This window comes from Streptomyces sp. NPDC049954, assembly GCF_040656295.1.
Classification (GTDB): domain Bacteria; phylum Actinomycetota; class Actinomycetes; order Streptomycetales; family Streptomycetaceae; genus Streptomyces.
The window spans coordinates 77,040-98,706 of sequence record NZ_JBFALS010000010.1 but is presented as its reverse complement, the minus strand read 5'-3'; the positions used below and the strand labels follow the sequence as shown (position 1 = coordinate 98,706).

Annotated in this window: 18 protein-coding genes; 17 read left to right on the top strand and 1 reads right to left on the bottom strand. The window is 73.1% G+C overall.

The features are described from left to right. Position 1 precedes the first annotated feature (1 nt). From AB0J21_RS23420 to AB0J21_RS23360, 13 genes are all read left to right on the top strand, one after another. A complete protein-coding gene (locus AB0J21_RS23420; RefSeq protein ID WP_363148034.1) occupies positions 2 to 1,288 on the top strand; it encodes a dihydroorotase in 1,287 nt (428 codons plus the stop codon). After that, positions 1,285 to 1,872, top strand: a complete 588-nt coding sequence (locus AB0J21_RS23415; RefSeq protein ID WP_363148033.1) for a hypothetical protein — start codon at positions 1,285 to 1,287, stop codon at positions 1,870 to 1,872. The genes AB0J21_RS23420 and AB0J21_RS23415 overlap by 4 nt, the downstream gene beginning before the upstream one ends. Then, positions 1,869 to 3,014, top strand: a complete 1,146-nt coding sequence (gene carA / locus AB0J21_RS23410; protein ID WP_363148032.1) for a glutamine-hydrolyzing carbamoyl-phosphate synthase small subunit — start codon at positions 1,869 to 1,871, stop codon at positions 3,012 to 3,014. The genes AB0J21_RS23415 and carA overlap by 4 nt, the downstream gene beginning before the upstream one ends. Beyond that, positions 3,007 to 6,321, top strand: coding sequence for a carbamoyl-phosphate synthase large subunit (gene carB / locus AB0J21_RS23405; protein ID WP_363148031.1), 3,315 nt, complete (start codon positions 3,007 to 3,009; stop codon positions 6,319 to 6,321). The genes carA and carB overlap by 8 nt, the downstream gene beginning before the upstream one ends. A gap of 129 nt (positions 6,322 to 6,450) precedes the next feature. After that, positions 6,451 to 7,560, top strand: a complete 1,110-nt coding sequence (locus tag AB0J21_RS23400; RefSeq protein ID WP_363148030.1) for a quinone-dependent dihydroorotate dehydrogenase — start codon at positions 6,451 to 6,453, stop codon at positions 7,558 to 7,560. After that, on the top strand, positions 7,557 to 8,423 hold the full coding sequence (gene pyrF / locus AB0J21_RS23395) for an orotidine-5'-phosphate decarboxylase (protein WP_363148029.1): 867 nt from the start codon (positions 7,557 to 7,559) through the stop codon (positions 8,421 to 8,423). The genes AB0J21_RS23400 and pyrF overlap by 4 nt, the downstream gene beginning before the upstream one ends. Before the next feature lie 346 nt (positions 8,424 to 8,769). Further along, complete coding sequence (locus AB0J21_RS23390) at positions 8,770 to 9,093, top strand: integration host factor (RefSeq protein ID WP_119288626.1); 324 nt, start codon at positions 8,770 to 8,772, stop codon at positions 9,091 to 9,093. Positions 9,094 to 9,154: 61 nt separating this feature from the next. Further along, positions 9,155 to 9,748 (top strand): guanylate kinase, encoded by a 594-nt coding sequence (gmk, locus tag AB0J21_RS23385; RefSeq protein ID WP_363148028.1) that lies wholly within the window; start codon positions 9,155 to 9,157, stop codon positions 9,746 to 9,748. A gap of 29 nt (positions 9,749 to 9,777) precedes the next feature. Then, positions 9,778 to 10,050, top strand: a complete 273-nt coding sequence (rpoZ, locus tag AB0J21_RS23380) for a DNA-directed RNA polymerase subunit omega (protein ID WP_030610454.1) — start codon at positions 9,778 to 9,780, stop codon at positions 10,048 to 10,050. A gap of 175 nt (positions 10,051 to 10,225) precedes the next feature. Further along, positions 10,226 to 11,437, top strand: coding sequence for a bifunctional phosphopantothenoylcysteine decarboxylase/phosphopantothenate--cysteine ligase CoaBC (gene coaBC / locus AB0J21_RS23375; protein WP_363148027.1), 1,212 nt, complete (start codon positions 10,226 to 10,228; stop codon positions 11,435 to 11,437). A gap of 276 nt (positions 11,438 to 11,713) precedes the next feature. Further along, a complete protein-coding gene (metK, locus tag AB0J21_RS23370) occupies positions 11,714 to 12,937 on the top strand; it encodes a methionine adenosyltransferase (RefSeq protein ID WP_363148026.1) in 1,224 nt (407 codons plus the stop codon). A gap of 131 nt (positions 12,938 to 13,068) precedes the next feature. Further along, complete coding sequence (locus AB0J21_RS23365) at positions 13,069 to 13,452, top strand: VOC family protein (RefSeq protein ID WP_363148025.1); 384 nt, start codon at positions 13,069 to 13,071, stop codon at positions 13,450 to 13,452. Between the two features lie 56 nt (positions 13,453 to 13,508). Further along, complete coding sequence (locus AB0J21_RS23360; protein WP_363148024.1) at positions 13,509 to 15,689, top strand: primosomal protein N'; 2,181 nt, start codon at positions 13,509 to 13,511, stop codon at positions 15,687 to 15,689. Positions 15,690 to 15,841: 152 nt separating this feature from the next. Here AB0J21_RS23360 and AB0J21_RS23355 read toward each other — a convergent pair whose 3' ends face one another. Continuing rightward, positions 15,842 to 16,405, bottom strand: coding sequence for a hypothetical protein (locus tag AB0J21_RS23355; protein WP_363148023.1), 564 nt, complete (start codon positions 16,403 to 16,405; stop codon positions 15,842 to 15,844). 603 nt (positions 16,406 to 17,008) lie between these two features. On the opposite strand from AB0J21_RS23355, the gene fmt reads away from it, so the two are divergent. The 4 genes from fmt to AB0J21_RS23335 all read left to right on the top strand — a co-directional run bounded on the left by fmt (position 17,009) and on the right by AB0J21_RS23335 (position 21,642). Continuing rightward, positions 17,009 to 17,938 (top strand): methionyl-tRNA formyltransferase, encoded by a 930-nt coding sequence (gene fmt / locus AB0J21_RS23350; protein WP_363148022.1) that lies wholly within the window; start codon positions 17,009 to 17,011, stop codon positions 17,936 to 17,938. A gap of 156 nt (positions 17,939 to 18,094) precedes the next feature. After that, positions 18,095 to 19,573, top strand: coding sequence for a transcription antitermination factor NusB (locus AB0J21_RS23345; protein WP_363148021.1), 1,479 nt, complete (start codon positions 18,095 to 18,097; stop codon positions 19,571 to 19,573). 148 nt (positions 19,574 to 19,721) lie between these two features. Continuing rightward, positions 19,722 to 20,417 carry a ribulose-phosphate 3-epimerase gene (rpe, locus tag AB0J21_RS23340; protein WP_363148020.1) on the top strand — a complete coding sequence of 232 codons (696 nt, stop codon included), beginning with the start codon at positions 19,722 to 19,724 and terminating at the stop codon, positions 20,415 to 20,417. 181 nt (positions 20,418 to 20,598) lie between these two features. Next, a complete protein-coding gene (locus AB0J21_RS23335) occupies positions 20,599 to 21,642 on the top strand; it encodes a sugar-binding domain-containing protein (protein WP_363148019.1) in 1,044 nt (347 codons plus the stop codon). The last annotated feature ends 25 nt before the right edge of the window (positions 21,643 to 21,667 follow it).

The following is a 21,667-nucleotide window of genomic DNA, read 5'->3' as shown; positions in this document are numbered from 1 at the left end:
CATGAGCAAGACCCTGATCCGAGGTGCCCGGGTCCTGGGCGGCGAGCCGCAGGACGTCCTGATCGACGGCGCGGCCATCGAGGCCGTCGGCACCGGCCTGAGCGCCGAGGGCGCCACCGTCGTCGAGGCCGCGGGCCAGATCCTGCTGCCCGGGCTCGTGGACCTCCACACCCATCTGCGCGAGCCGGGCCGGGAGGACTCCGAGACCGTCCTCACCGGGACCCGCGCCGCCGCGGCCGGCGGCTACACCGCCGTGCACGCCATGGCCAACACCTTCCCGGTCGCCGACACCGCCGGTGTGGTCGAGCAGGTGTGGCGCCTGGGCCGCGAGTCCGGCTACTGCGACGTGCAGCCGGTCGGCGCCGTCACCGTCGGCCTGGAGGGCAAGCAGCTCGCCGAGCTCGGCGCGATGCACGACTCGGCCGCCTCCGTGAAGGTCTTCTCGGACGACGGCAAGTGCGTGGACGACGCGGTGATCATGCGCCGCGCCCTGGAGTACGTGAAGGCCTTCGGCGGGGTCGTCGCCCAGCACGCGCAGGAGCCCCGGCTCACCGCGGGCGCCCAGATGAACGAGGGCACCGTCTCCGCCGACCTCGGGCTCGGCGGCTGGCCCGCGGTCGCCGAGGAGTCGGTCATCGCCCGCGACGTGCTGCTCGCCGCGCACGTCGGCTCCCGCGTGCACATCTGCCACCTCTCCACGGCCGGCTCGGTCGAGATCGTGCGCTGGGCCAAGTCCAAGGGCTGGGACGTCACCGCCGAGGTCACCCCCCACCACCTCCTGCTCACCGACGAGCTCGTGCGCACCTGGGACCCGGTCTACAAGGTCAACCCCCCGCTGCGCACCGAGGCCGACGTCCTGGCCCTGCGCGAGGCGCTCGCCGACGGCACGATCGACTGCGTCGCCACCGACCACGCCCCGCACCCGCACGAGGACAAGGACTGCGAGTGGGCCGCCGCCGCCATGGGCATGGTGGGCCTGGAGACCGCGCTGTCCGTCGTCCAGCACACGATGGTGGACACCGGGCTGCTGGACTGGGCCCAGGTCGCCGACCGGATGTCCGCGCGCCCGGCGCACATCGGCCGCCTGGAAGGACACGGCCGGCCGGTCGCCGCCGGTGAGCCCGCGAACCTGACTCTGGTCGATCCCGACTACCGTGGAAGCGTGGACCCCGCAGGGTTCGCCTCCCGCAGCCGCAACAGCCCCTACCGGGGCCGTGAGCTGCCGGGACGCGTCACCCACACCTTCCTGCGGGGCCGGGCGACGGTCGTGGACGGGAAACTGGCGTGACACTCTTCGAACTGGCCGCGGAGCAGAAGTCCGCGGACGTGACGGACTGGTCGGGACGGATCGGCTGGGTCGTCGGCCTGCTGCTCGTGATCACCCTGGTGTACTGGCTCATGCGCCAGGGCTGGAAGTGGCGCGGCACCCTCCAGTCCGACCTGCCCGCCCTGCCCGAGCCCCCGGCCGAGCCCGGTGAGCCGAGCCGCACGCTGAGCGGCCGCTACCACGGCTCCACGACCGCCGGGCAGTGGCTCGACCGGATCGTCGCGCACGGTCTGGGCACCCGCAGCCGCGCCGAGCTGAGCCTGACCCCCGCCGGACTCCTCGTCGAGCGTCCGGGGGCCCAGGACTTCTTCGTCCCCACCGCCGCACTGCGCGAGGCCCGCCTCGACAAGGGCATCGCGGGCAAGGTCCTCACCGAGGGCGGACTGCTCGTCGTCACCTGGGCCCTCGGCGACAAGCTCATCGACTCCGGGTTCCGCTCCGACCGCAGCGCCGAGCACCCCGAGTGGGTCGCCGCGCTCAACGCCGTGAGCGGCCCGAACCACCAGAACCACCCGACCACCACGACGGAAGGCGCCGCACGATGACGACCTCCACTCAGGGGCGCCAGCAGACGCCCGATGCCGTACTCGTCCTGGAGGACGGCAGGATCTTCCGGGGTCGCGCCTACGGAGCCGTGGGGGAGACCTTCGGCGAGGCCGTCTTCTCCACCGGGATGACCGGCTACCAGGAGACCCTGACCGACCCCTCCTACCACCAGCAGGTCGTCGTCATGACGGCCCCGCACATCGGCAACACCGGAGTCAACGACGAGGACGCCGAGTCCCGGCGGATCTGGGTCTCCGGATACGTCGTGCGCGACCCCGCCCGCCGCGTCTCCAACTGGCGCGCGCGGCGCTCCCTGGACGAGGAGCTGGAGGCGCAGGGCGTCGTCGGTATCTCCGGGGTCGACACCCGCGCCCTCACCCGCCACCTGCGCGAGCGCGGGGCGATGCGGGTCGGGATCTTCTCCGGCGCGTCCGTCGCCGACGAGACGACCCTGCTCGCCAAGGTCCGCGAAGCCCCCCAGATGAAGGGCGCCGACCTCTCCGCCGAGGTCGCCACCGAGCAGGCGTACGTCGTCCCCGCCCTCGGACAGAAGCGTTTCACCGTGGCCGCCGTGGACCTCGGCATCAAGGGCATGACCCCGCACCGCATGGCCGAACGCGGCATCGAGGTGCACGTCCTGCCCGCCACCGCGAGCGTCGAGGACGTCTACGCCGTCCAGCCCGACGGCGTGTTCTTCTCCAACGGCCCCGGCGACCCCGCCACCGCCGAACACCCGGTCGCGCTGATGCGCGCCGTCCTGGAGCGCTCCACGCCGCTGTTCGGCATCTGCTTCGGCAACCAGATCCTGGGCCGCGCCCTCGGTTTCGGCACGTACAAGCTCAAGTACGGCCACCGGGGCATCAACCAGCCCGTCCAGGACCGCTCCACCGGCAAGGTCGAGGTCACCGCGCACAACCACGGCTTCGCCGTCGACGCGCCCCTCGACGCCGTCTCCGACACCCCCTACGGCCGCGCCGAGGTCTCCCACGTGTGCCTCAACGACCAGGTGGTGGAGGGGCTGCGGCTCCTCGACCGGCCGGCCTTCAGCGTCCAGTACCACCCCGAGGCGGCCGCGGGCCCGCACGACGCCGCGTACCTGTTCGACCGCTTCACGTCTTTGATGGAGGGCCAGCGTGCCTAAGCGCACCGATATCCAGTCCGTCCTGGTCATCGGCTCCGGCCCGATCGTCATCGGCCAGGCCGCGGAGTTCGACTACTCCGGCACCCAGGCGTGCCGCGTCCTGCGGGCCGAGGGCCTGCGGGTGATCCTCGTGAACTCCAACCCCGCGACGATCATGACCGACCCGGAGATCGCCGACGCCACCTACGTCGAGCCGATCACCCCCGAGTTCGTCGAGAAGATCATCGCCAAGGAGCGCCCCGACGCCCTGCTGCCCACCCTCGGCGGCCAGACCGCGCTCAACACCGCGATCTCCCTGCACGACGCGGGCACCCTCGACAAGTACGGCGTCGAGCTGATCGGCGCCAACGTCGAGGCGATCAACAAGGGCGAGGACCGCGACCTGTTCAAGCACGTCGTGGAGGCCGTCCGGCAGAAGATCGGCCACGGCGAGTCCGCCCGCTCCGTCATCTGCCACACGATGGACGAGGTCGTCGCGGGCGTCGACACGCTCGGCGGCTACCCCGTCGTCGTACGCCCCTCCTTCACCATGGGCGGCGCCGGCTCCGGCTTCGCCCACGACGAGGAGGAGCTGCGCCGCATCGCCGGACAGGGCCTCACGCTCTCCCCGACCACCGAGGTGCTCCTGGAGGAGTCCATCCTCGGCTGGAAGGAGTACGAGCTGGAGCTGATGCGCGACCGCAACGACAACGTCGTGGTCGTGTGCTCCATCGAGAACTTCGACCCGATGGGCGTGCACACCGGCGACTCCATCACCGTCGCCCCCGCGATGACCCTCACCGACCGCGAGTACCAGCGGCTGCGTGACATCGGCATCGCCGTGATCCGCGAGGTGGGCGTCGACACCGGCGGCTGCAACATCCAGTTCGCGGTGAACCCCGAGGACGGCCGGATCATCGTCATCGAGATGAACCCGCGCGTCTCCCGGTCCTCCGCGCTCGCCTCCAAGGCCACCGGCTTCCCGATCGCGAAGATCGCCGCGAAGCTCGCCGTGGGCTACACGCTGGACGAGATCCCCAACGACATCACCGAGAAGACCCCGGCCTCCTTCGAGCCGACCCTCGACTACGTCGTCGTCAAGGCCCCGCGCTTCGCCTTCGAGAAGTTCCCCTCCGCCGACTCCACCCTCACCACCACCATGAAGTCGGTCGGCGAGGCCATGGCGATCGGCCGCAACTTCACCGAGGCCTTCCAGAAGGCGCTGCGCTCCCTGGAGAAGAAGGGCAGCCAGTTCGAGTTCGCCGGGCCCACCGGCGACAAGGCCGAGCTGCTGCGGCTCTCGGCGCGCCCCACGGACGGCCGCATCAACACCGTCATGGCGGCGATCCGCGCGGGCGCCACCCCTGACGAGGTCTTCGAGTCCACCAAGATCGACCCCTGGTTCGTCGACCAGCTCTTCCTCCTCAAGGAGATCGCCGACGAACTCGCCGCCGCCCCCGAACTGACCCCCGCGCTGCTCGCCGAGGCCAAGCGGCACGGCTTCTCGGACCAGCAGATCGGCGGCATCCGCGGACTGCGCGAGGACGTCGTGCGCGAGGTGCGGCACGCCCTCGGGGTGCGCCCGGTCTACAAGACGGTCGACACCTGCGCCGCCGAGTTCGCCGCGAAGACCCCGTACTTCTACTCCTCCTACGACGAGGAGAACGAGGTCGCCCCGCGCGAGAAGCCCGCCGTGATCATCCTCGGCTCCGGGCCCAACCGCATCGGCCAGGGCATCGAGTTCGACTACTCGTGCGTCCACGCCTCCTTCGCGCTCAGCGAGGCGGGCTACGAGACCGTCATGGTCAACTGCAACCCCGAGACCGTCTCCACCGACTACGACACCTCCGACCGGCTCTACTTCGAGCCGCTCACCCTGGAGGACGTCCTGGAGATCGTGCACGCCGAGCGGCAGGCCGGACCGGTCGCGGGCGTCATCGTCCAGCTCGGCGGCCAGACCCCGCTGGGCCTGGCCCAGGCGCTCAAGGACAACGGCGTGCCGATCGTCGGCACCCCGCCGGAGGCCATCGACGCCGCAGAGGACCGCGGCGCCTTCGGCCGCGTCCTCGCCGAGGCCGGACTGCCCGCGCCCAAGCACGGCACCGCCACCACCTTCACGGAGGCCAAGGCCATCGCCGACGAGATCGGCTACCCCGTCCTCGTACGCCCCTCGTACGTCCTGGGCGGGCGCGGCATGGAGATCGTCTACGACGAGACCCGCCTGTCCTCGTACATCGAGGAGTCCACCGAGATCAGCCCGAGCAGGCCCGTCCTGGTCGACCGCTTCCTCGACGACACCATCGAGATCGACGTGGACGCCCTCTACGACGGTGAGGAGCTGTACCTCGGCGGCGTCATGGAGCACATCGAGGAGGCCGGGATCCACTCGGGCGACTCGGCCTGCGCCCTGCCGCCCATCACCCTCGGCGGCCACGACATCAAGCGGCTGCGCGCCTCCACCGAGGCCATCGCCAAGGGGGTCGGCGTACGCGGGCTCATCAACATCCAGTTCGCGCTGTCCGGCGACATCCTCTACGTCCTGGAGGCCAACCCCCGCGCCTCGCGCACCGTGCCCTTCACCTCGAAGGCCACCGCCGTGCCGCTCGCGAAGGCCGCCGCCCGCATCTCGCTCGGCGCGACCGTCGCCGAACTGCGCGCCGAGGGCCTGCTGCCGCGCACCGGTGACGGCGGCACCCTCCCGATGGACGCGCCGATCTCCGTCAAGGAGGCCGTCATGCCCTGGTCCCGGTTCCGGGACACCTCGGGGCGCGGCGTGGACACGGTGCTCGGCCCGGAGATGCGTTCGACCGGTGAGGTCATGGGCATCGACGCGCAGTTCGGCACCGCCTACGCCAAGTCGCAGGCCGGGGCCTACGGGCCGCTGCCCACCAAGGGCCGCGCGTTCATCTCCGTCGCCAACCGCGACAAGCGCTCGATGATCTTCCCGGCCCGCGAACTCGTCGCCCACGGCTTCGAACTGCTCGCGACCTCCGGGACCGCCGAGGTCCTCAAGCGCAACGGCATCAACGCCACCCTCGTCCGCAAGCTGTACGAGGGGGAGGGGCCGAACGGGGAGAAGACCATCGTCCAGCTCATCCACGACGGCGAGGTCGACCTCATCGTCAACACCCCGTACGGCACCGGCGGCCGGCTCGACGGCTACGAGATCCGCACCGCGGCCGTCGCCCGCGCCGTGCCCTGCCTGACCACGGTCCAGGCGCTCGCCGCCGCCGTCCAGGGCATCGACGCCCTCAACCGGGGCGAGACCGGGGTCTGTTCGCTGCAAGAACACGCGCAGCGGCTGACAGCGGCCCGACAGGACGCCTGATCCGACGAGGGGGACACCGGAAACGGTGTCCCCCTCTCCATGAGCCCACCTCCACCCGGGGCGCGACCCACCCGCCCCGGGCCCTCGCCCCGGGCCCCCGCCGGCCCACGGACCGTACGGACGACTCCCGTGTACGCACTCCTGTTCCGCCTCCTCTTCCGGCGCCTGGACCCCGAGCAGGCCCACCACCTCGCCTTCCGCTGGATCCGCCTCGCCGCCCGCGTCCCCGTCCTGCGGACCTTCGTCGCCGCCGTGCTCGCCCCGCGCGACAAGACGCTGCGCACGGAGGCCCTCGGGCTGCGGATGCACAGCCCCTTCGGCCTCGCCGCGGGCTTCGACAAGAACGCCGTCGGGATCGACGGCATGGCCATGCTCGGCTTCGACCACGTGGAGATCGGCACGGTCACGGCGCAGCCGCAGCCGGGCAACCCGAAGAAGCGGCTGTTCCGCCTCGTCGAGGACCGCGCCCTGATCAACCGCATGGGCTTCAACAACGAGGGCTCGGCGGCCGTCGCCGCCCGGCTCGCCGCCCGCAGGCCGGTCTTCCGCACCACGGTCGGCGTCAACATCGGCAAGACCAAGGTGGTCCCCGAGTCCGGGGCCGTCGCCGACTACGTGACCTCCACCGAGCGACTGGCCACCCACGCCGACTACCTCGTCGTCAACGTCTCCTCGCCCAACACGCCCGGCCTGCGCGCCCTCCAGGCCACCGAGGCGCTGCGCCCCCTGCTGACCGCCGTCCGCGAGGCCGCCGACCGCACGGTGCCCGGCCGCCACGTGCCGCTCCTCGTCAAGATCGCCCCCGACCTTCTCGACGAGGACGTGGACGCCGTCGCCGACCTCGCCGTGGACCTCGGCCTCGACGGGATCATCGCGACCAACACGACCGTCGCCCGCCAGGGCCTCGGTCTGCGCTCCGACCCGGCCCTCGTGCAGGAGACCGGCGGACTGTCCGGCGCCCCCCTCAAGGAACGCTCCCTCGAAGTGCTGCGCCGCCTGTACGCACGCGTCGGCGACCGCATCACCCTCGTCGGCGTCGGCGGGATCGAGGACGCCGAGGACGCGTGGCAGCGCATCCTGGCCGGGGCCACCCTCGTCCAGGGCTACAGCGCCTTCATCTACCAGGGCCCCTTCTGGGCCCGCGGCCTCCACAAGGGCCTCGCCGCCCGTCTGGCCACCAGCCCCCACACGACCCTCGCCGAAGCCGTCGGCGCCGACACCAGGAAGGCCCACACATGAGCGAGCCGACGAACGCGGGCGGCCCCGAACCCTTCGGTGCCCGCCTGCGCCGTGCCATGGACACCCGGGGGCCCCTGTGCGCCGGGATCGACCCGCACGCCGCCCTCCTGCACTCCTGGGGCCTGAGCGACGATCTCAGGGGCCTGGAGACCTTCACGCGCACCTGCGTCGAGGCGCTCGCCGACCGCGTCGCCGTCCTCAAGCCGCAGTCCGCGTTCTTCGAACGCTTCGGCTCGCGCGGTATCGCGATCCTGGAGAAGGCCGTCGAGGAGGCCCGCGCGGCCGGCGCCCTCGTCCTGATGGACGCCAAGCGCGGCGACATCGGCTCGACCATGGCCGCGTACGCCGCGACCTACCTGGACAAGGACTCCCCGTTGTTCAGTGACGCGGTGACCGTCTCCCCGTACCTCGGCTTCGGCTCGCTGCGCCCCGCCCTGGACGCGGCGGCCGTCTCCGGGGCGGGCGTCTTCGTCCTCGCCCTCACCTCCAACCCGGAGGGCGCCGAGGTCCAGCGCGCCACCGCGGCGGACGGGCGCAGTCTCGCCCAGGTCATGCTCGACCACATGGCCGCCGAGAACGCGGGCGCCCGGCCGCTCGGCTCGGTCGGTGCCGTCGTCGGCGCGACCCTCGGGCAGGCGCGCGCCGACCTCGCGATCAACGGTCCCCTGCTCGCCCCCGGCATCGGCGCCCAGGGCGCGACCCCCGCGGACCTGCCCGGCGTCTTCGGCGCCTCGGTGCACGAGGTCGTGCCGAGCGTCAGCCGGGGCGTCCTGCGGCACGGCCCCTCCGTCAACGGTCTGCGCGCTGCCGCCGCGGCGCTGACCGACGAGATCCGGACCGTTCTCGACCGGGCCCCCCGGTAACGACGGACTTTCCGGGCCTGTCGGGCACGGAGGGTGTACGGATCGTGGCGCCGGGCACCCGGGGGACGCCGAGGCGGGCACGGGCAGGAGGGGGACACCGGGTGTCGTACGCACCTTCGCACAGCAGTTCTGAGCGAAAACCCGACTGTTTTGTCCTAAATGCCCCTGTCAACAACTGCTGACCAGGACTTTTCCGCTGTTCTCGCTGACTGAAGCCCTCCGGGCCGCTAGTCTCCGACGAGAGCGGACGAGCGCGGTTCCTGGTTCGCCGCTCGCCTGGTGGTGGGGCACCCAGCTTCCTCACCGGTCCGTATCCGACAAGTTCGACATCCGAGGTGACGTAGGCGTGGCTCTTCCGCCCCTTACCCCTGAACAGCGCGCAGCCGCGCTCGAAAAGGCCGCCGCGGCTCGCCGGGAGCGGGCCGAGGTCAAGAATCGACTCAAGCACTCAGGTGCCTCCCTCCACGAGGTCATCAAGCAGGGTCAGGAGAACGACGTCATCGGCAAGATGAAGGTCTCCGCCCTGCTGGAGTCGCTGCCCGGCGTCGGCAAGGTCCGCGCCAAGCAGATCATGGAGCGCCTCGGCATCTCCGAGAGCCGCCGTGTGCGCGGGCTCGGCTCCAACCAGATCGCGTCGCTGGAGCGCGAGTTCGGCAGCACCGCGGCCTGACATCGCGCGGTGCCGGGGGACCAGGTTCCCCGGCACCCCGCGAAGGCTGGATAATCTCCACATGGCTGCTTCATCCCGGGGGACGTCCCCCGTACCCCCGGTCGTACGTCCGCGGCTGACCGTGCTCTCCGGCCCCTCCGGGGTCGGCAAGAGCACGGTCGTCGCTCATATGCGCAAGGAACACCCCGAGGTCTGGCTCTCCGTGTCGGCGACGACGCGCAGGCCCCGCCCCGGTGAGCAGCACGGAGTGCAGTACTTCTTCGTCTCCGACGAGGAGTTCGACAAGCTGATCGCCAACGGCGAGCTGCTGGAGTGGGCCGAGTTCGCGGGCAACCGCTACGGCACCCCCCGCCACGCCGTCGCCGAACGGCTGGAGAACGGCGAACCCGTCCTGCTGGAGATCGATCTCCAGGGGGCCCGGCTGGTGCGCGAGTCCATGCCCGAGGCCCGGCTGGTCTTCCTCGCCCCGCCGAGCTGGGAGGAACTGGTGCGCCGGCTCACCGGCCGGGGCACCGAACCGCCCGAGGTCATCGAGCGGCGGCTGGAGGCGGCGAAGACCGAACTCGCCGCCGAATCGGAGTTCGACGTGACCCTGGTCAACACCGCCGTCGAGGACGTGGCCCGCGAGCTGCTAGCCTTGACATCAGTCTCATGATTTCTTTTCCCCCTTTCGGAAGGTAGAGCGTGTCCTCTTCCATCACCACGCCCGAGGGCATCATCAACCCGCCGATCGACGAGCTGCTCGAAGCCACCGACTCGAAGTACAGCCTTGTCATCTACGCGGCCAAGCGTGCGCGCCAGATCAACGCGTACTACTCGCAGCTCGGCGAGGGCCTCCTCGAGTACGTCGGGCCGCTCGTGGACACCCACGTCCACGAGAAGCCGCTCTCGATCGCGCTGCGCGAGATCAACGCGGGTCTGCTGACCTCCGAGGCCGTCGAGGGCCCCGCGCAGTAGGGCTCCGCGCGGGCAACCGCGCGGTCAGTCGCCGACGGCACTACAGCCCTCGGTACGGCGTCATCGTTTTTCCCCACGGACCCGGCAGCACCGCTGCCGGGTCCGTGGTGTGTGATGGACGCCAGAGATCGCCGCGAGCGGGCCCGCCGCCCGCGGCCCGAGCCGGGAGCCAGTGGTGGACAAGCCGAAGGTAGTGCTGGGGGTCAGCGGCGGCATCGCCGCCTACAAGGCGTGCGAACTGCTGCGCCGGCTGACCGAGTCCGGCCACGAGGTCCGGGTCGTGCCCACCGAGGCCGCCCTGCACTTCGTGGGCGCCGCCACCTGGTCGGCCCTCTCCGGCAACCCGGTCTCCACCGAGGTCTGGGAGGACGTCCACGAGGTGCCGCACGTCCGCCTCGGACAGCGCGCCGACCTCGTCGTCGTCGCCCCGGCGACGACCGACCTGCTGGCCAAGGCGGCACACGGGCTCGCCGACGACCTGCTCACCAACACCCTGCTGACCGCGCGCTGCCCGGTCGTGTTCGCCCCCGCCATGCACACCGAGATGTGGGAGCACCCGGCCACCCAGGAGAACGTGGCGACCCTGCGCCGACGCGGCGCCCTGGTCATCGAGCCGAGCGTGGGCCGCCTCACCGGCGCCGACACCGGCAAGGGCCGCTTCCCCGACCCGGACGAGATCTTCGCGTACTGCCGCCAGGTGCTCGCGCGCGGCGCCCGGGGCGAGAAGGCGGCCGACCTCGCGGGCCGACGCCTCGTGATCAGCGCGGGGGGCACGCGGGAACCGCTCGACCCGGTGCGCTTCCTCGGCAACCGCTCCTCCGGGAAGCAGGGCTACGCCCTCGCCCGTACGGCGGCCGCCCGGGGCGCCGAGGTCACCCTGATCGCCGCGAACACGACGCTGCCGAGCCCGGCCGGCGTCGACCTCGTGTCCGTCGGTACGACCGCCGAACTGCGCGCGGCCGTCCTGCGCGCGGCCGAGGACGCGGACGCCGTGGTGATGGCCGCCGCGGTCGCCGACTTCCGGCCCGCCCAGTACGCGACCGGGAAGATCAAGAAGAAGGAGGACCAGGAGCCGCAGCCGCTCGCCCTGGTCCGCAACCCCGACATCCTCGCCGAGATCTCCGCCACCCGGCCGCGCCCCGGTCAGCTGATCGTGGGATTCGCCGCCGAGACCGACGAGGTCCTCGCCCACGGCCGCGACAAGCTCCGGCGCAAGGGCTGCGACCTGCTCGTCGTCAACGAGGTCGGGGAGACCAAGACCTTCGGCGCCGAGGAGAGCGAGGCCGTCGTCCTGGGCGCCGACGGCAGCGAGACCCCGGTGCCCTACGGGCCCAAGGAGACGCTCGCCGACACGGTCTGGGACCTGGTTCTCGCCCGTCTGCCGTAACCCGGCGCCGTCGTACCGGAGGGGTTCTGAACGGCCCGTGAGCCGCGCCGTATTGCGGTCACGCAAAACCGTTCGGATATCCGGCGCGGCCTCTGGCGCCGTCCCGGACCCTGTCCGAGAATGCAGTGCCGCAGATCACAGGACTCCCAAGGGGCGAGACACCTGGGTCGACGGCAAAGAGTGACCGATAAACTGGCGGGGAACCCGTGCCGGGTGCAGCTCCCGGCAAGGTTCGCCCATGATCAGCCAGCAGCCGCTGCAACCCCAGGGAGCGATGTGTCCCGCCGTCTGTTCACTTCGGAGTCTGTGACCGAGGGTCACCCCGACAAGATCGCTGACCAGATCAGCGACACCATTCTCGACGCGCTCCTGCGCGAGGACCCCGCCTCGCGCGTCGCCGTCGAGACTCTGATCACCACCGGCCTCGTGCACGTGGCCGGCGAGGTGACCACCAAGGCGTACGCGCCGATCGCACAGCTCGTGCGCGAGAAGATCCTCGACATCGGCTACGACTCCTCGAAGAAGGGCTTCGACGGCGCGTCCTGCGGCGTCTCCGTCTCGATCGGCGCGCAGTCCCCCGACATCGCGCAGGGCGTCGACTCCGCCTACGAGAAGCGCGTCGAGGGTGCCTCCCGCGGAGACGACGGGGACGAGCTCGACAAGCAGGGCGCCGGCGACCAGGGCCTGATGTTCGGCTACGCCTGCGACGAGACGCCCGAGCTGATGCCGCTCCCCATCCACCTCGCGCACCGGCTGTCCCGGCGGCTGTCCGAGGTCCGCAAGAACGGCACCATCCCCTACCTGCGCCCCGACGGCAAGACGCAGGTCACCATCGAGTACGACGGCGACAAGGCCGTCCGTCTCGACACCGTCGTCGTCTCCTCGCAGCACGCGAGCGACATCGACCTCGACTCGCTGCTGGCCCCCGACATCCGCGAGTTCGTCGTGGAGCCGGAGCTCAAGGCCCTGCTCGACGACGGCATCAAGCTGGAGACCGAGGGCTACCGCCTCCTGGTCAACCCGACCGGCCGCTTCGAGATCGGCGGCCCCATGGGCGACGCCGGCCTGACCGGCCGCAAGATCATCATCGACACCTACGGCGGCATGGCCCGCCACGGTGGCGGCGCCTTCTCCGGCAAGGACCCGTCCAAGGTCGACCGCTCCGCCGCGTACGCGATGCGCTGGGTCGCGAAGAACGTGGTGGCCGCCGGTCTCGCCTCGCGCTGCGAGGTCCAGGTCGCCTACGCGATCGGCAAGGCCGAGCCGGTGGGCCTCTTCGTCGAGACCTTCGGTACCGCCAAGACCGATGTCGAGAAGATCGAGCAGGCCATCTCCGAGGTCTTCGACCTCCGCCCGGCCGCGATCATCCGCGACCTCGACCTGCTGCGCCCGATCTACGCCCAGACCGCCGCGTACGGCCACTTCGGCCGCGCCCTGCCGGACTTCACCTGGGAGAAGACCGACCGCGTCGACGCCCTGCGCAAGGCCGCCGGCCTGTAGACCCCGCCCGCACGGCCAGTTCCCCGGGCCCGCCCCTCCTTCGGGAGGGGCGGGCCCGGGGCGTTGCTTCTGCGGTGCGGCCATCGGCAAAGGGCTGGCGGTCCGCAGGGTGCTGCGGCAGGCTGGGGCGCATGGTTTCGGTGGTGCAGAACATCGCGGTCGACTGTGCGGACGCCTACGGGCTGGCCCGGTTCTGGAGTGCGGCGACCGGGGCGCCCCTGCATCCGCAGAGCGTGCCGGGGGACCGGGAGACCCAGGTGATGCTGCCCGAGGGGCCGGTCCTGCACTTCAACCAGGTACCCGAGGCGAAGGTCGTCAAGAACCGGGTCCACCTGTGCCTGCGCCCGGGGACCTCGCGCGAGGAGGAGGTCCGGCGGCTGCTCGGCCTGGGCGCCGCCCTCGTGGCCGACCGGCGGGAGAGCGACGGCACCGGGTGGGCCGTGCTCGCGGACCCGGAGGGCAACGAGTTCTGCGTCCTGCGCGGTGAGGACGACCACGCCGCCTCTTCCTCCTGATCCGGGGCGGCCCACGGGCCCGGCGCGCTGTCCGAGCCGTCTGGTAGATGTGGGGTGTGAGCAGCGAGGACAACGGCGGGGAGCCGGGCGAGCGGGGTGGTGGGCCGGAGCAGCTGGCCCTCATCCGGGAGAGCGTGCGCAAGGCCGGGGCACCGAAGGCGAAACCGCGCACCTGGCGCGGGGCGCCGCTCGCCGAGTCGCTGCCCGTGGCGCGCGTCCTCGTGAACAAGGGGGTGCTGCACCTCGACCGGTACTTCGACTACGCCGTGCCGAAGGAACTCGACGCCCGGGCGCAGCCCGGAGTGCGGGTGCGGGTGCGGTTCGGAGCCGGTAAACACCAGGTGCGCGACGGGCGCCGCGAGGGCGGCGGCCTCATCGACGGTTTCCTCGTGGAGCGGGTCGCCGCCTCCGAGTACGCGGGCCCGCTCGCCGCGCTCGCCCAGGTGGTGTCCACCGAAGCGGTGCTCTCCCCGGACCTGCTCGCCCTCGCCCGGGCCGTCGCCGACCGGTACGCCGGGAGCCTCGCCGACGTCCTGCAACTGGCCGTGCCGCCCCGCAACGCGCGCGCGGAGTCCCGGCCCTCGCCCGAGCCGCTGCCGCCGCCGCCCGCACCCGCGCCCGGGAGCTGGGAGCGCTACCCGCAGGGCCCCGGATTCCTCGACGCTCTCGCCCGCGGCCAGTCACCGCGCGCCGTGTGGACCGCCCTGCCCGGCCCGCGGTGGGCCGAGGAGATCGCCCGGGCCGTGGCCGCGACCCTCGCCTCCGGGCGCGGCGCCCTCGTCGTCGTTCCCGACGGGCGGACCACCGGGCGCGTCGACGCCGCGCTCACCGAGATGCTCGGCCCCGGACGGCACGCGGTGCTCACCGCCGACGCCGGTCCCGAGAAGCGGTACCGCGAATGGCTCGCCGTGCACCGGGGCTCGGTGCGCGCCGTCGTCGGCACCCGGGCCGCGATGTTCGCCCCGGTCCGCGACCTCGGCCTCGTCGTGATCTGGGAGGACGGGGACAGCAGTCACAGCGAGGACCACGCCCCGCAGCCGCACGCGCGCGAGGTGCTGATGCTGCGCGCCACCCTGGAGAGCCGGTCCGCACCACAGGGAGCGCCGCGCCGCTGCGCGTTCCTGCTGGGCGCGGTCGGCTGCACCGTGGAGGCCGCCCAGCTCGTGCAGAGCGGCTGGGCGCACCCCGTCGCCGCCGGCCGCGACACGACGAGGGCCGCCGCCCCCCTCGTACGCACCGTCGGCGACCACGACCTGGCCAGGGACGAGGCGGCCCGCGCCGCCCGGCTGCCCAGCCTCGCCTGGCAGACCGTCCGGGAGGGACTCAAGCACGGCCCCGTCCTCGTCCAGGTCCCGCGCCGGGGATACGCGCCCCGGCTCGCGTGCGCCCAGTGCCGCGCCCCGGCCCGCTGCCGGCACTGCGCCGGGCCGCTGGAGGCGCCCGACGCGCAGCGGCTGCGCTGCGGCTGGTGCGGGCGCACCGAGGCGGAGTGGGCGTGCGTGACCTGCGGCGGCACCCGGCTGCGCGCCCAGATCGTCGGCGCCCGGCGCACCGCCGAGGAACTGGGCCGGGCCTTCCCCGCCGTCCCGGTCCGCACCTCGGGCCGCGAGCAGATCCTCGACACGGTCCCGGACGGTCCCGCGCTCGTCGTCTCCACGCCCGGCGCCGAACCCGTCGCCGAGGGCGGGTACGCGGCGGCTGTCCTGCTCGACGGCTGGGCGATGCTCGGCCGCCCCGACCTGCGGGCCGAGGAGGAGGCCCTGCGCCGCTGGCTGGACGCCGCCTCACTGGTGCGCGGGCAGGGCGCGGGCGGCACCGTCGTGGTCGTCGCGGAGCCGACCCTGCGCCCCGTGCAGGCGCTGGTGCGCTGGGACCCGGTGGGCCACGCCGTACGCGAACTGGGGGAGCGGGCCGATCTCGGCTTTCCCCCGGTCTCCCGGATGGCGGCCGTCTCCGGACCCGCCGCCGCCGTCGCCGACTTCCTCGACGGGGCCGAACTCCCGGCGGGCGCCGAGGTGCTGGGACCGGTACCACTGCCCGTGACCGAGCCCGGCCGCCCTCGCCGCCCCGGGGGGCCGCCGCCCGGGGAGCAGTGGCAGCGGGCCCTGGTCCGGGTCGAGCGCGGTGGGGGCGCCGAGCTGGCCCGGGTGCTGAAGACGGCTCAGGCCGCCCGGATGGCCCGGAGCAAGGCGGCCGAGCCGGTCGTCGTGCGCGTCGATCCGCCGGACATCGGCTGAGGCGTACACCCCGGCGGGGCCGCCCGGCACGCACGAGCGCCTCCCGCCCGGAACTATCGCGTACCGGGAGGGAGGCGCTCGTGCGCGCTGCTCGACAGCGGAAGCTCAGACGCGCTGTCTGCGTGCGGAAGGCGTGCCGCGCAGCGGGCCTGTCAGCCCTGGCGGGGCCCTGGCAGGGCGCCCTGCCGGGAGTCCTCGCGCAGGGCGGTGCCCGTGGCTTTCGGCTGCGTCGGCATGGCCCGGGCGGCGGGCACCGTGGGCAGCGCCCCGGCCCCCGGCGGGAGCGAGGAGAGCGGAGCCGGGGACGGCAGGACCCTGCCGGCCTTCGGATCGCCCGAGCGCTCGGCCTCGGCCGCCGCCTGCGCGGTGGCCCGGCGGGCCCCGTAACGGCGGTGCACCGCCTGCTTGGTGACACCGAGGGCGGAGCCCACCGCGTCCCACGAGAAACCGAGGGAGCGGTCGAAGTCCACGGCGGCGGTGACGAGCGTCTCCACGCTCTCCCGCAGTTCCTGGGCGAGCCGGACGGTGGGTGCGGGGGCACGCCCGTACACCACGAATCCGGTGGAGGGTCCGGAACGGCGGGGGCGGTAGACGTTGCCCAGCTGGGCGGTCAGGGTACGCAGTGCGTCCACCTGCCGACGCACCCGCTCGATGTCCCGCACCAGCAGATGCAGGCTGGCCCGAGCCTGGGCGTCGTGAGTTGCGTGGTCGGCCATGAACAAGCCTCTCGAACCGGCGAAGATGAGGATGGGTGGGTGACGAGATGAAGGACGGGACGAAGGATGAGATGAAGAGTGACAGCGTGGCCCGGGTGTGTGATGCCCCGGGGTGAGGAGGCGGGGGGACGGCTGAAGGGACGGGGCGGTGGAACGGAACGCCGCCGTGGCGGGGGAGTGGTGCTGCCCGCCCTCGGTCAACGCTGCTTTGACAACGCGCTGCCCCTTGAGTAGTCACGGGGGAGGGGCGTGAGCGCCCACGCGCAGGGCGCACAAGGGCGCGTACGCCCCCCTGTGGTGGAGCCCGCGCCCGGGTGGCCGCAGCGGGCGGCCGGCCTCCGCCGAAGGCTCGGCGGCGCCCAGGGGGCGGTCCGCGAAGTCCGGCACAGCACACGCGGCGCCCGGCGCTTCACCAAGCCCTTCGAGCAGGGGGACACCACCCAGCTCACCGCACCGGCCCCAGACTCCTGTACTGGACGTACCGGGGTCTGGGGCCGGTGCGGCGAGAGTGCGTGCATGGCGCCGCGCGGCAGGCGGCAGTTTGAAGACAGGCCCTAGAATGAACGGCCCGCCTTCCCCCGCCCGAGAGGCCGAACGCCCCTTATGAAGCTCGTCTTCGCCGGTACCCCCGAGGTAGCGGTTCCCGCACTGGACGCCCTGCTCGCCTCCGGACGGCACGAGGTGGCCGCCGTCGTCACGCGCCCCGACGCCCCGGCCGGCCGGGGGCGCAGGCTCGTCGCGAGCCCCGTGGCCGAGCGGGCCGAGGAGGCGGGGATCGAGGTGCTCAAGCCCGCGAAACCCCGCGAGGAGGGCTTCCTGGCCCGGCTGCGCGAGATCGCGCCCGACTGCTGCCCGGTCGTCGCCTACGGGGCGCTGCTCCCACGCGTCGCCCTCGACATTCCGGCGCACGGCTGGGTCAACCTGCACTTCTCGCTGCTGCCCGCGTGGCGCGGCGCGGCCCCCGTGCAGCACGCCGTCATGGCGGGCGACTCCCTCACCGGGGCCTCCACCTTCCTGATCGAGGAAGGGCTCGACTCCGGGCCCGTCTACGGCACCGTGACCGAGGCGATCCGGCCCACCGACACCAGCGGTGACCTGCTCACCCGGCTCGCCCTCGCCGGCTCCGGGCTGCTCGCGGCGACGATGGACGGGATCGAGGACGGCAGCCTCAAGGCCGTGCCGCAGCCCGCCGAGGGCGTCTCGCTCGCCCCGAAGATCAGCGTCGAGGACGCCCAGGTCGACTGGTCGGCGCCCGCGCTGCGCGTCGACCGTGTGGTGCGCGGCTGCACGCCCGCCCCCGGCGCCTGGACGCTGTTCCGCGGCGAACGCCTCAAGCTGGTCGCCGTCACCCCCGTGCCCGAGCGCACCGACCTCGCGCCCGCGGACGTGCACGCCGCGAAGAAGAACGTGTACGTCGGCACGGGCTCGTACGCCGTGGAACTGCTGTGGGTCCAGCCTCAGGGCAAGAAGCCGATGGCGGCCGCCGACTGGGCGCGGGGAGTACGGATCGCGGCGGGCGAGAAGCTGGGCTGAGCTCCGCGCGAGCCGGTCCCGGCCCGGCGCCCCGAGCGGTGCCGGGCCCGGGGCGCCCGCCCCGGCGACGTACGCTGGCGGGAGCCGTCCGTGATCCAGGACGGCGATCCCGTACGGCGGGCCCCGGGCCCGGTTCGTCCCAGCAGCGGAGCACCTTTGAACGACCAGCCTCACCGGCCCCAGCAGCACGGCGGCCCCCAGTCCGGCAACCGCAGTTCCGGACGCGGGGGGAACGGCAAGGGCCGCCCCTACCGCAGGCCGCAGAAGGACCCCGTCCGCGTCCTCGCCTTCGACGCGCTGCGCGCCGTGGACGAACGCGACGCCTACGCGAACCTCGTCCTGCCGCCGCTGCTGCGCGCCGCCCGCGAGAAGGGCGGCTTCGACACCCGCGACGCGGCCCTCGCCACCGAACTCGTCTACGGGACGCTGCGCGGCCAGGGGACGTACGACGCGATCATCGCGGCCTGCGTGGACCGCCCGCTGCGCGAGGTGGACCCGCCCGTCCTCGACGTGCTCAGCCTCGGCGCGCACCAGCTGCTCGGGACGCGCATCCCCTCGCACGCCGCCGTCTCCGCGACCGTCGAACTGGCGCGGGTCGTGCTCGGCGACGGGCGCTCCAAGTTCGTCAACGCCGTCCTGCGCAAGATCGCCCGGGACGATCTCGACGGCTGGCTGGAGACCGTCGCCCCGCCCTACGACGAGGATCCCGAGGAACACCTCTCAGTTGTCCACTCCCACCCCCGCTGGATCGTCTCCGCGCTGTGGGACGCGCTCGGCGGCGGACGCGCGGGCATCGAGGACCTCCTCGCCGCCGACAACGAACGCCCCGAGGTCACCCTCGTGGCCCGGCCGGGACGCACCGACGCCGACCACCTGTTCGACTCCCTCGGTCCCGACCGGGCGCTGCCCGGCCGCTGGTCGCCGTACGCCGTCCGGCTCACCGAGGGCGGCGAGCCCGGGGCCATCGAGGCGGTCAAGGAGGGCCGGGCGGGGGTCCAGGACGAGGGCAGCCAGCTCGTCGCCCTCGCCCTCGCGGACGCCCCGCTGGAGGGCCGCGACGAGTGGTGGCTCGACGGCTGCGCGGGGCCCGGCGGGAAGGCCGCGCTGCTCGCCGGGATCGCCGCTGGCCGGGGCGCCCGGCTGCTCGCCGCCGAGAAACAGCCGCACCGGGCCGGACTCGTCGCCAAGGCGCTCGACGGCACCCCGGGCCCCTACCAGGTGATCGCCGCAGACGGCACCAGGCCGCCGTGGCGGCCGGGCAGCTTCGACCGCGTCCTGGTCGACGTGCCGTGCACCGGGCTCGGGGCGCTGCGCCGCAGGCCCGAGGCGCGGTGGCGCAGGCGCCCCGAGGACCTGGAGGGATTCGCCCCGCTCCAGCGCGGACTGCTGCGGGAGGCGCTGCGCTCGGTCCGGGTCGGCGGCGTCGTGGGCTACGCGACCTGCTCCCCGCACCCCGCCGAGACCCGGGCCGTGGTGGACGACGTCCTGCGCGCCTCGGGAGGCGCCGAACTCATCGACGCCACGGGCCTGATGAGCGACGTGCCCATGGTGGGCGAGGGCCCGGACGTGCAGCTGTGGCCGCACGTCCACGGCACGGACGCGATGTACCTCGCGCTGATCCGCCGCACGGCGTGACCTCCGGTACCGCCGTGCACCTCCGGGGCACGGCGGTACCGGCCGGCCGGGTGGCCGTCGCCTCTGCCCGTCCCCGGCCAGCCGGCGGCCCGCACCGCACCGTGGCCCGCGCGTCGCCGCGCCCCCGCTCCATGGCAGGCTTGGGCCCATGGCCGTGCAGATCAATCCCAGCATCCTGTCCGCGGACTTCGCGCGTCTCGCCGAGGAGGCGAGGGCCGTCGAGGGCGCCGACTGGCTCCACGTCGACGTCATGGACAACCACTTCGTGCCCAACCTGACCCTGGGCGCCCCCGTCGTGGAGGCGCTCAGCAGGGCGACGGACACCCCGCTGGACTGCCATCTGATGATCGAGGAGCCCGACCGCTGGGCCCCCCAGTACGTCGAGGCGGGCGCCGGTTCGGTGACCTTCCACGCCGAGGCCGCGGCCGCCCCCGTGCGGCTGGCCCGCGAGATCCGGGCCAAGGGGGCGCGCGCCTCGATGGCGCTCAAGCCCGCGACCCCGGTCGAGCAGTACGAGGACCTGCTGCCCGAACTCGACATGCTGCTGATCATGACCGTCGAGCCCGGATTCGGCGGTCAGGCCTTCCTCGACCTCATGCTGCCCAAGATCCGCCGCACCCGCCGGCTGATCGCCAAGCACGGTCTCGACCTGTGGGTGCAGGTCGACGGCGGGGTCTCCGCCGAGACCATCGAGCGCTGTGCCGACGCGGGCGCCGACGTCTTCGTGGCCGGCTCCGCCGTCTACGCCACCGACGACCCCGAGGCCGCCGTGCGGATGCTGCGGCACCAGGCGCAGGAGGCCACCGCCGCCGCTGCCTGGGCCGACCCGGCCGGCAAGCACTGAGAAAAGCGGCGGGGGAAGCGCGGAGTGGCGCCGTCGAACGCGGGGAAGCGGCAGGAAAGCGCCGAAGACGGGCGGTCCGCCGGAACAGCGGGACACGACTGGGCCACGGGAACGTGAAGCAGCCCCGCGAGGACTGATCAGGCCACGCCGCATCTGCGAGGATGAACGGCGTATCCAGAGTGTGAACAGCAGTGAGGAGATCGCCGTGTCCGCGATGTCGGCGGGTCGGGCAGCCATGCGGATGGGACCCGCTGAGCTGGTCCAGGCGGCGGCCATGGCCCGCCGCTTCTACCTGGAGGGCAAATCCAAGATCCAGATCGCCGAGGAGTTCGGCGTGAGCCGCTTCAAGGTGGCCCGGGTCCTGGAGACCGCCCTCGAAAGGGATCTCGTACGGATCGAGATCCGCGTACCGGCCGAGCTGGACGCGGAGCGCTCCGACGCGCTGCGCGCCCGCTACGGCCTGCGGCACGCCGTGGTCGTCGAGTCGCCGGCCGAGGCCGACGACTCCCCGGACCCCGAGAACCTGGGCGAGGTGGCGGCCGACCTGCTCGGCGAGCTGGTCAACGAGGGCGACGTCCTGGGCCTGGCCTGGGGCCGGTCCACGATCCACATGGCCACCGCCCTGCACACCCTGCCGCCGTGCACGGTCGTGCAGCTCACCGGTGTGTACGACGCGGGGACGGCCGAGCGCGGCTCGGTCGAGGCGGTCCGGCGGGCCGCGCAGGTCTCGGGCGGCGAGGCGCATCCCATCTACGCGCCGATGCTGCTGCCCGACCCGGCGACCGCCGCCGCGCTGCGCGGCCAGACCGGGATCGCCCGGGCCTTCGATTACTTCGACAAGGTCACCGTGGCCGCCGTGTCCATCGGCTCCTGGGAGCCCGGGATCTCCACCGTGCACGACATGCTGAGCGCGGAGGAGCGCCACCACTACGCCTCGCTGGGCGTGGCCGCGGAGATGTCCGCGCACCTCTTCGACGCGCAGGGCCGCCGGGTCGGCCGGGACCTGGGGGAGCGGTGCATCACCGTCGAACCCGACCGGCTGCGCCGCATCCCGGAGGTCGTCGCCATCGCCGGCGGGCACCGCAAGGCCGCCGCGATCGACGCCGTGCTGCGCTCGGGCCTGGTCACGAGCCTGGTGACGGACACCGCCGCCGCCGACTACCTGCTCACGGCGGGCGGCCTCCCGCATCCGGCGCTGGAGCGCGCGGACCCGGACGACCACTGACGGGGCCGGTGCGGGCCGCCGTGCC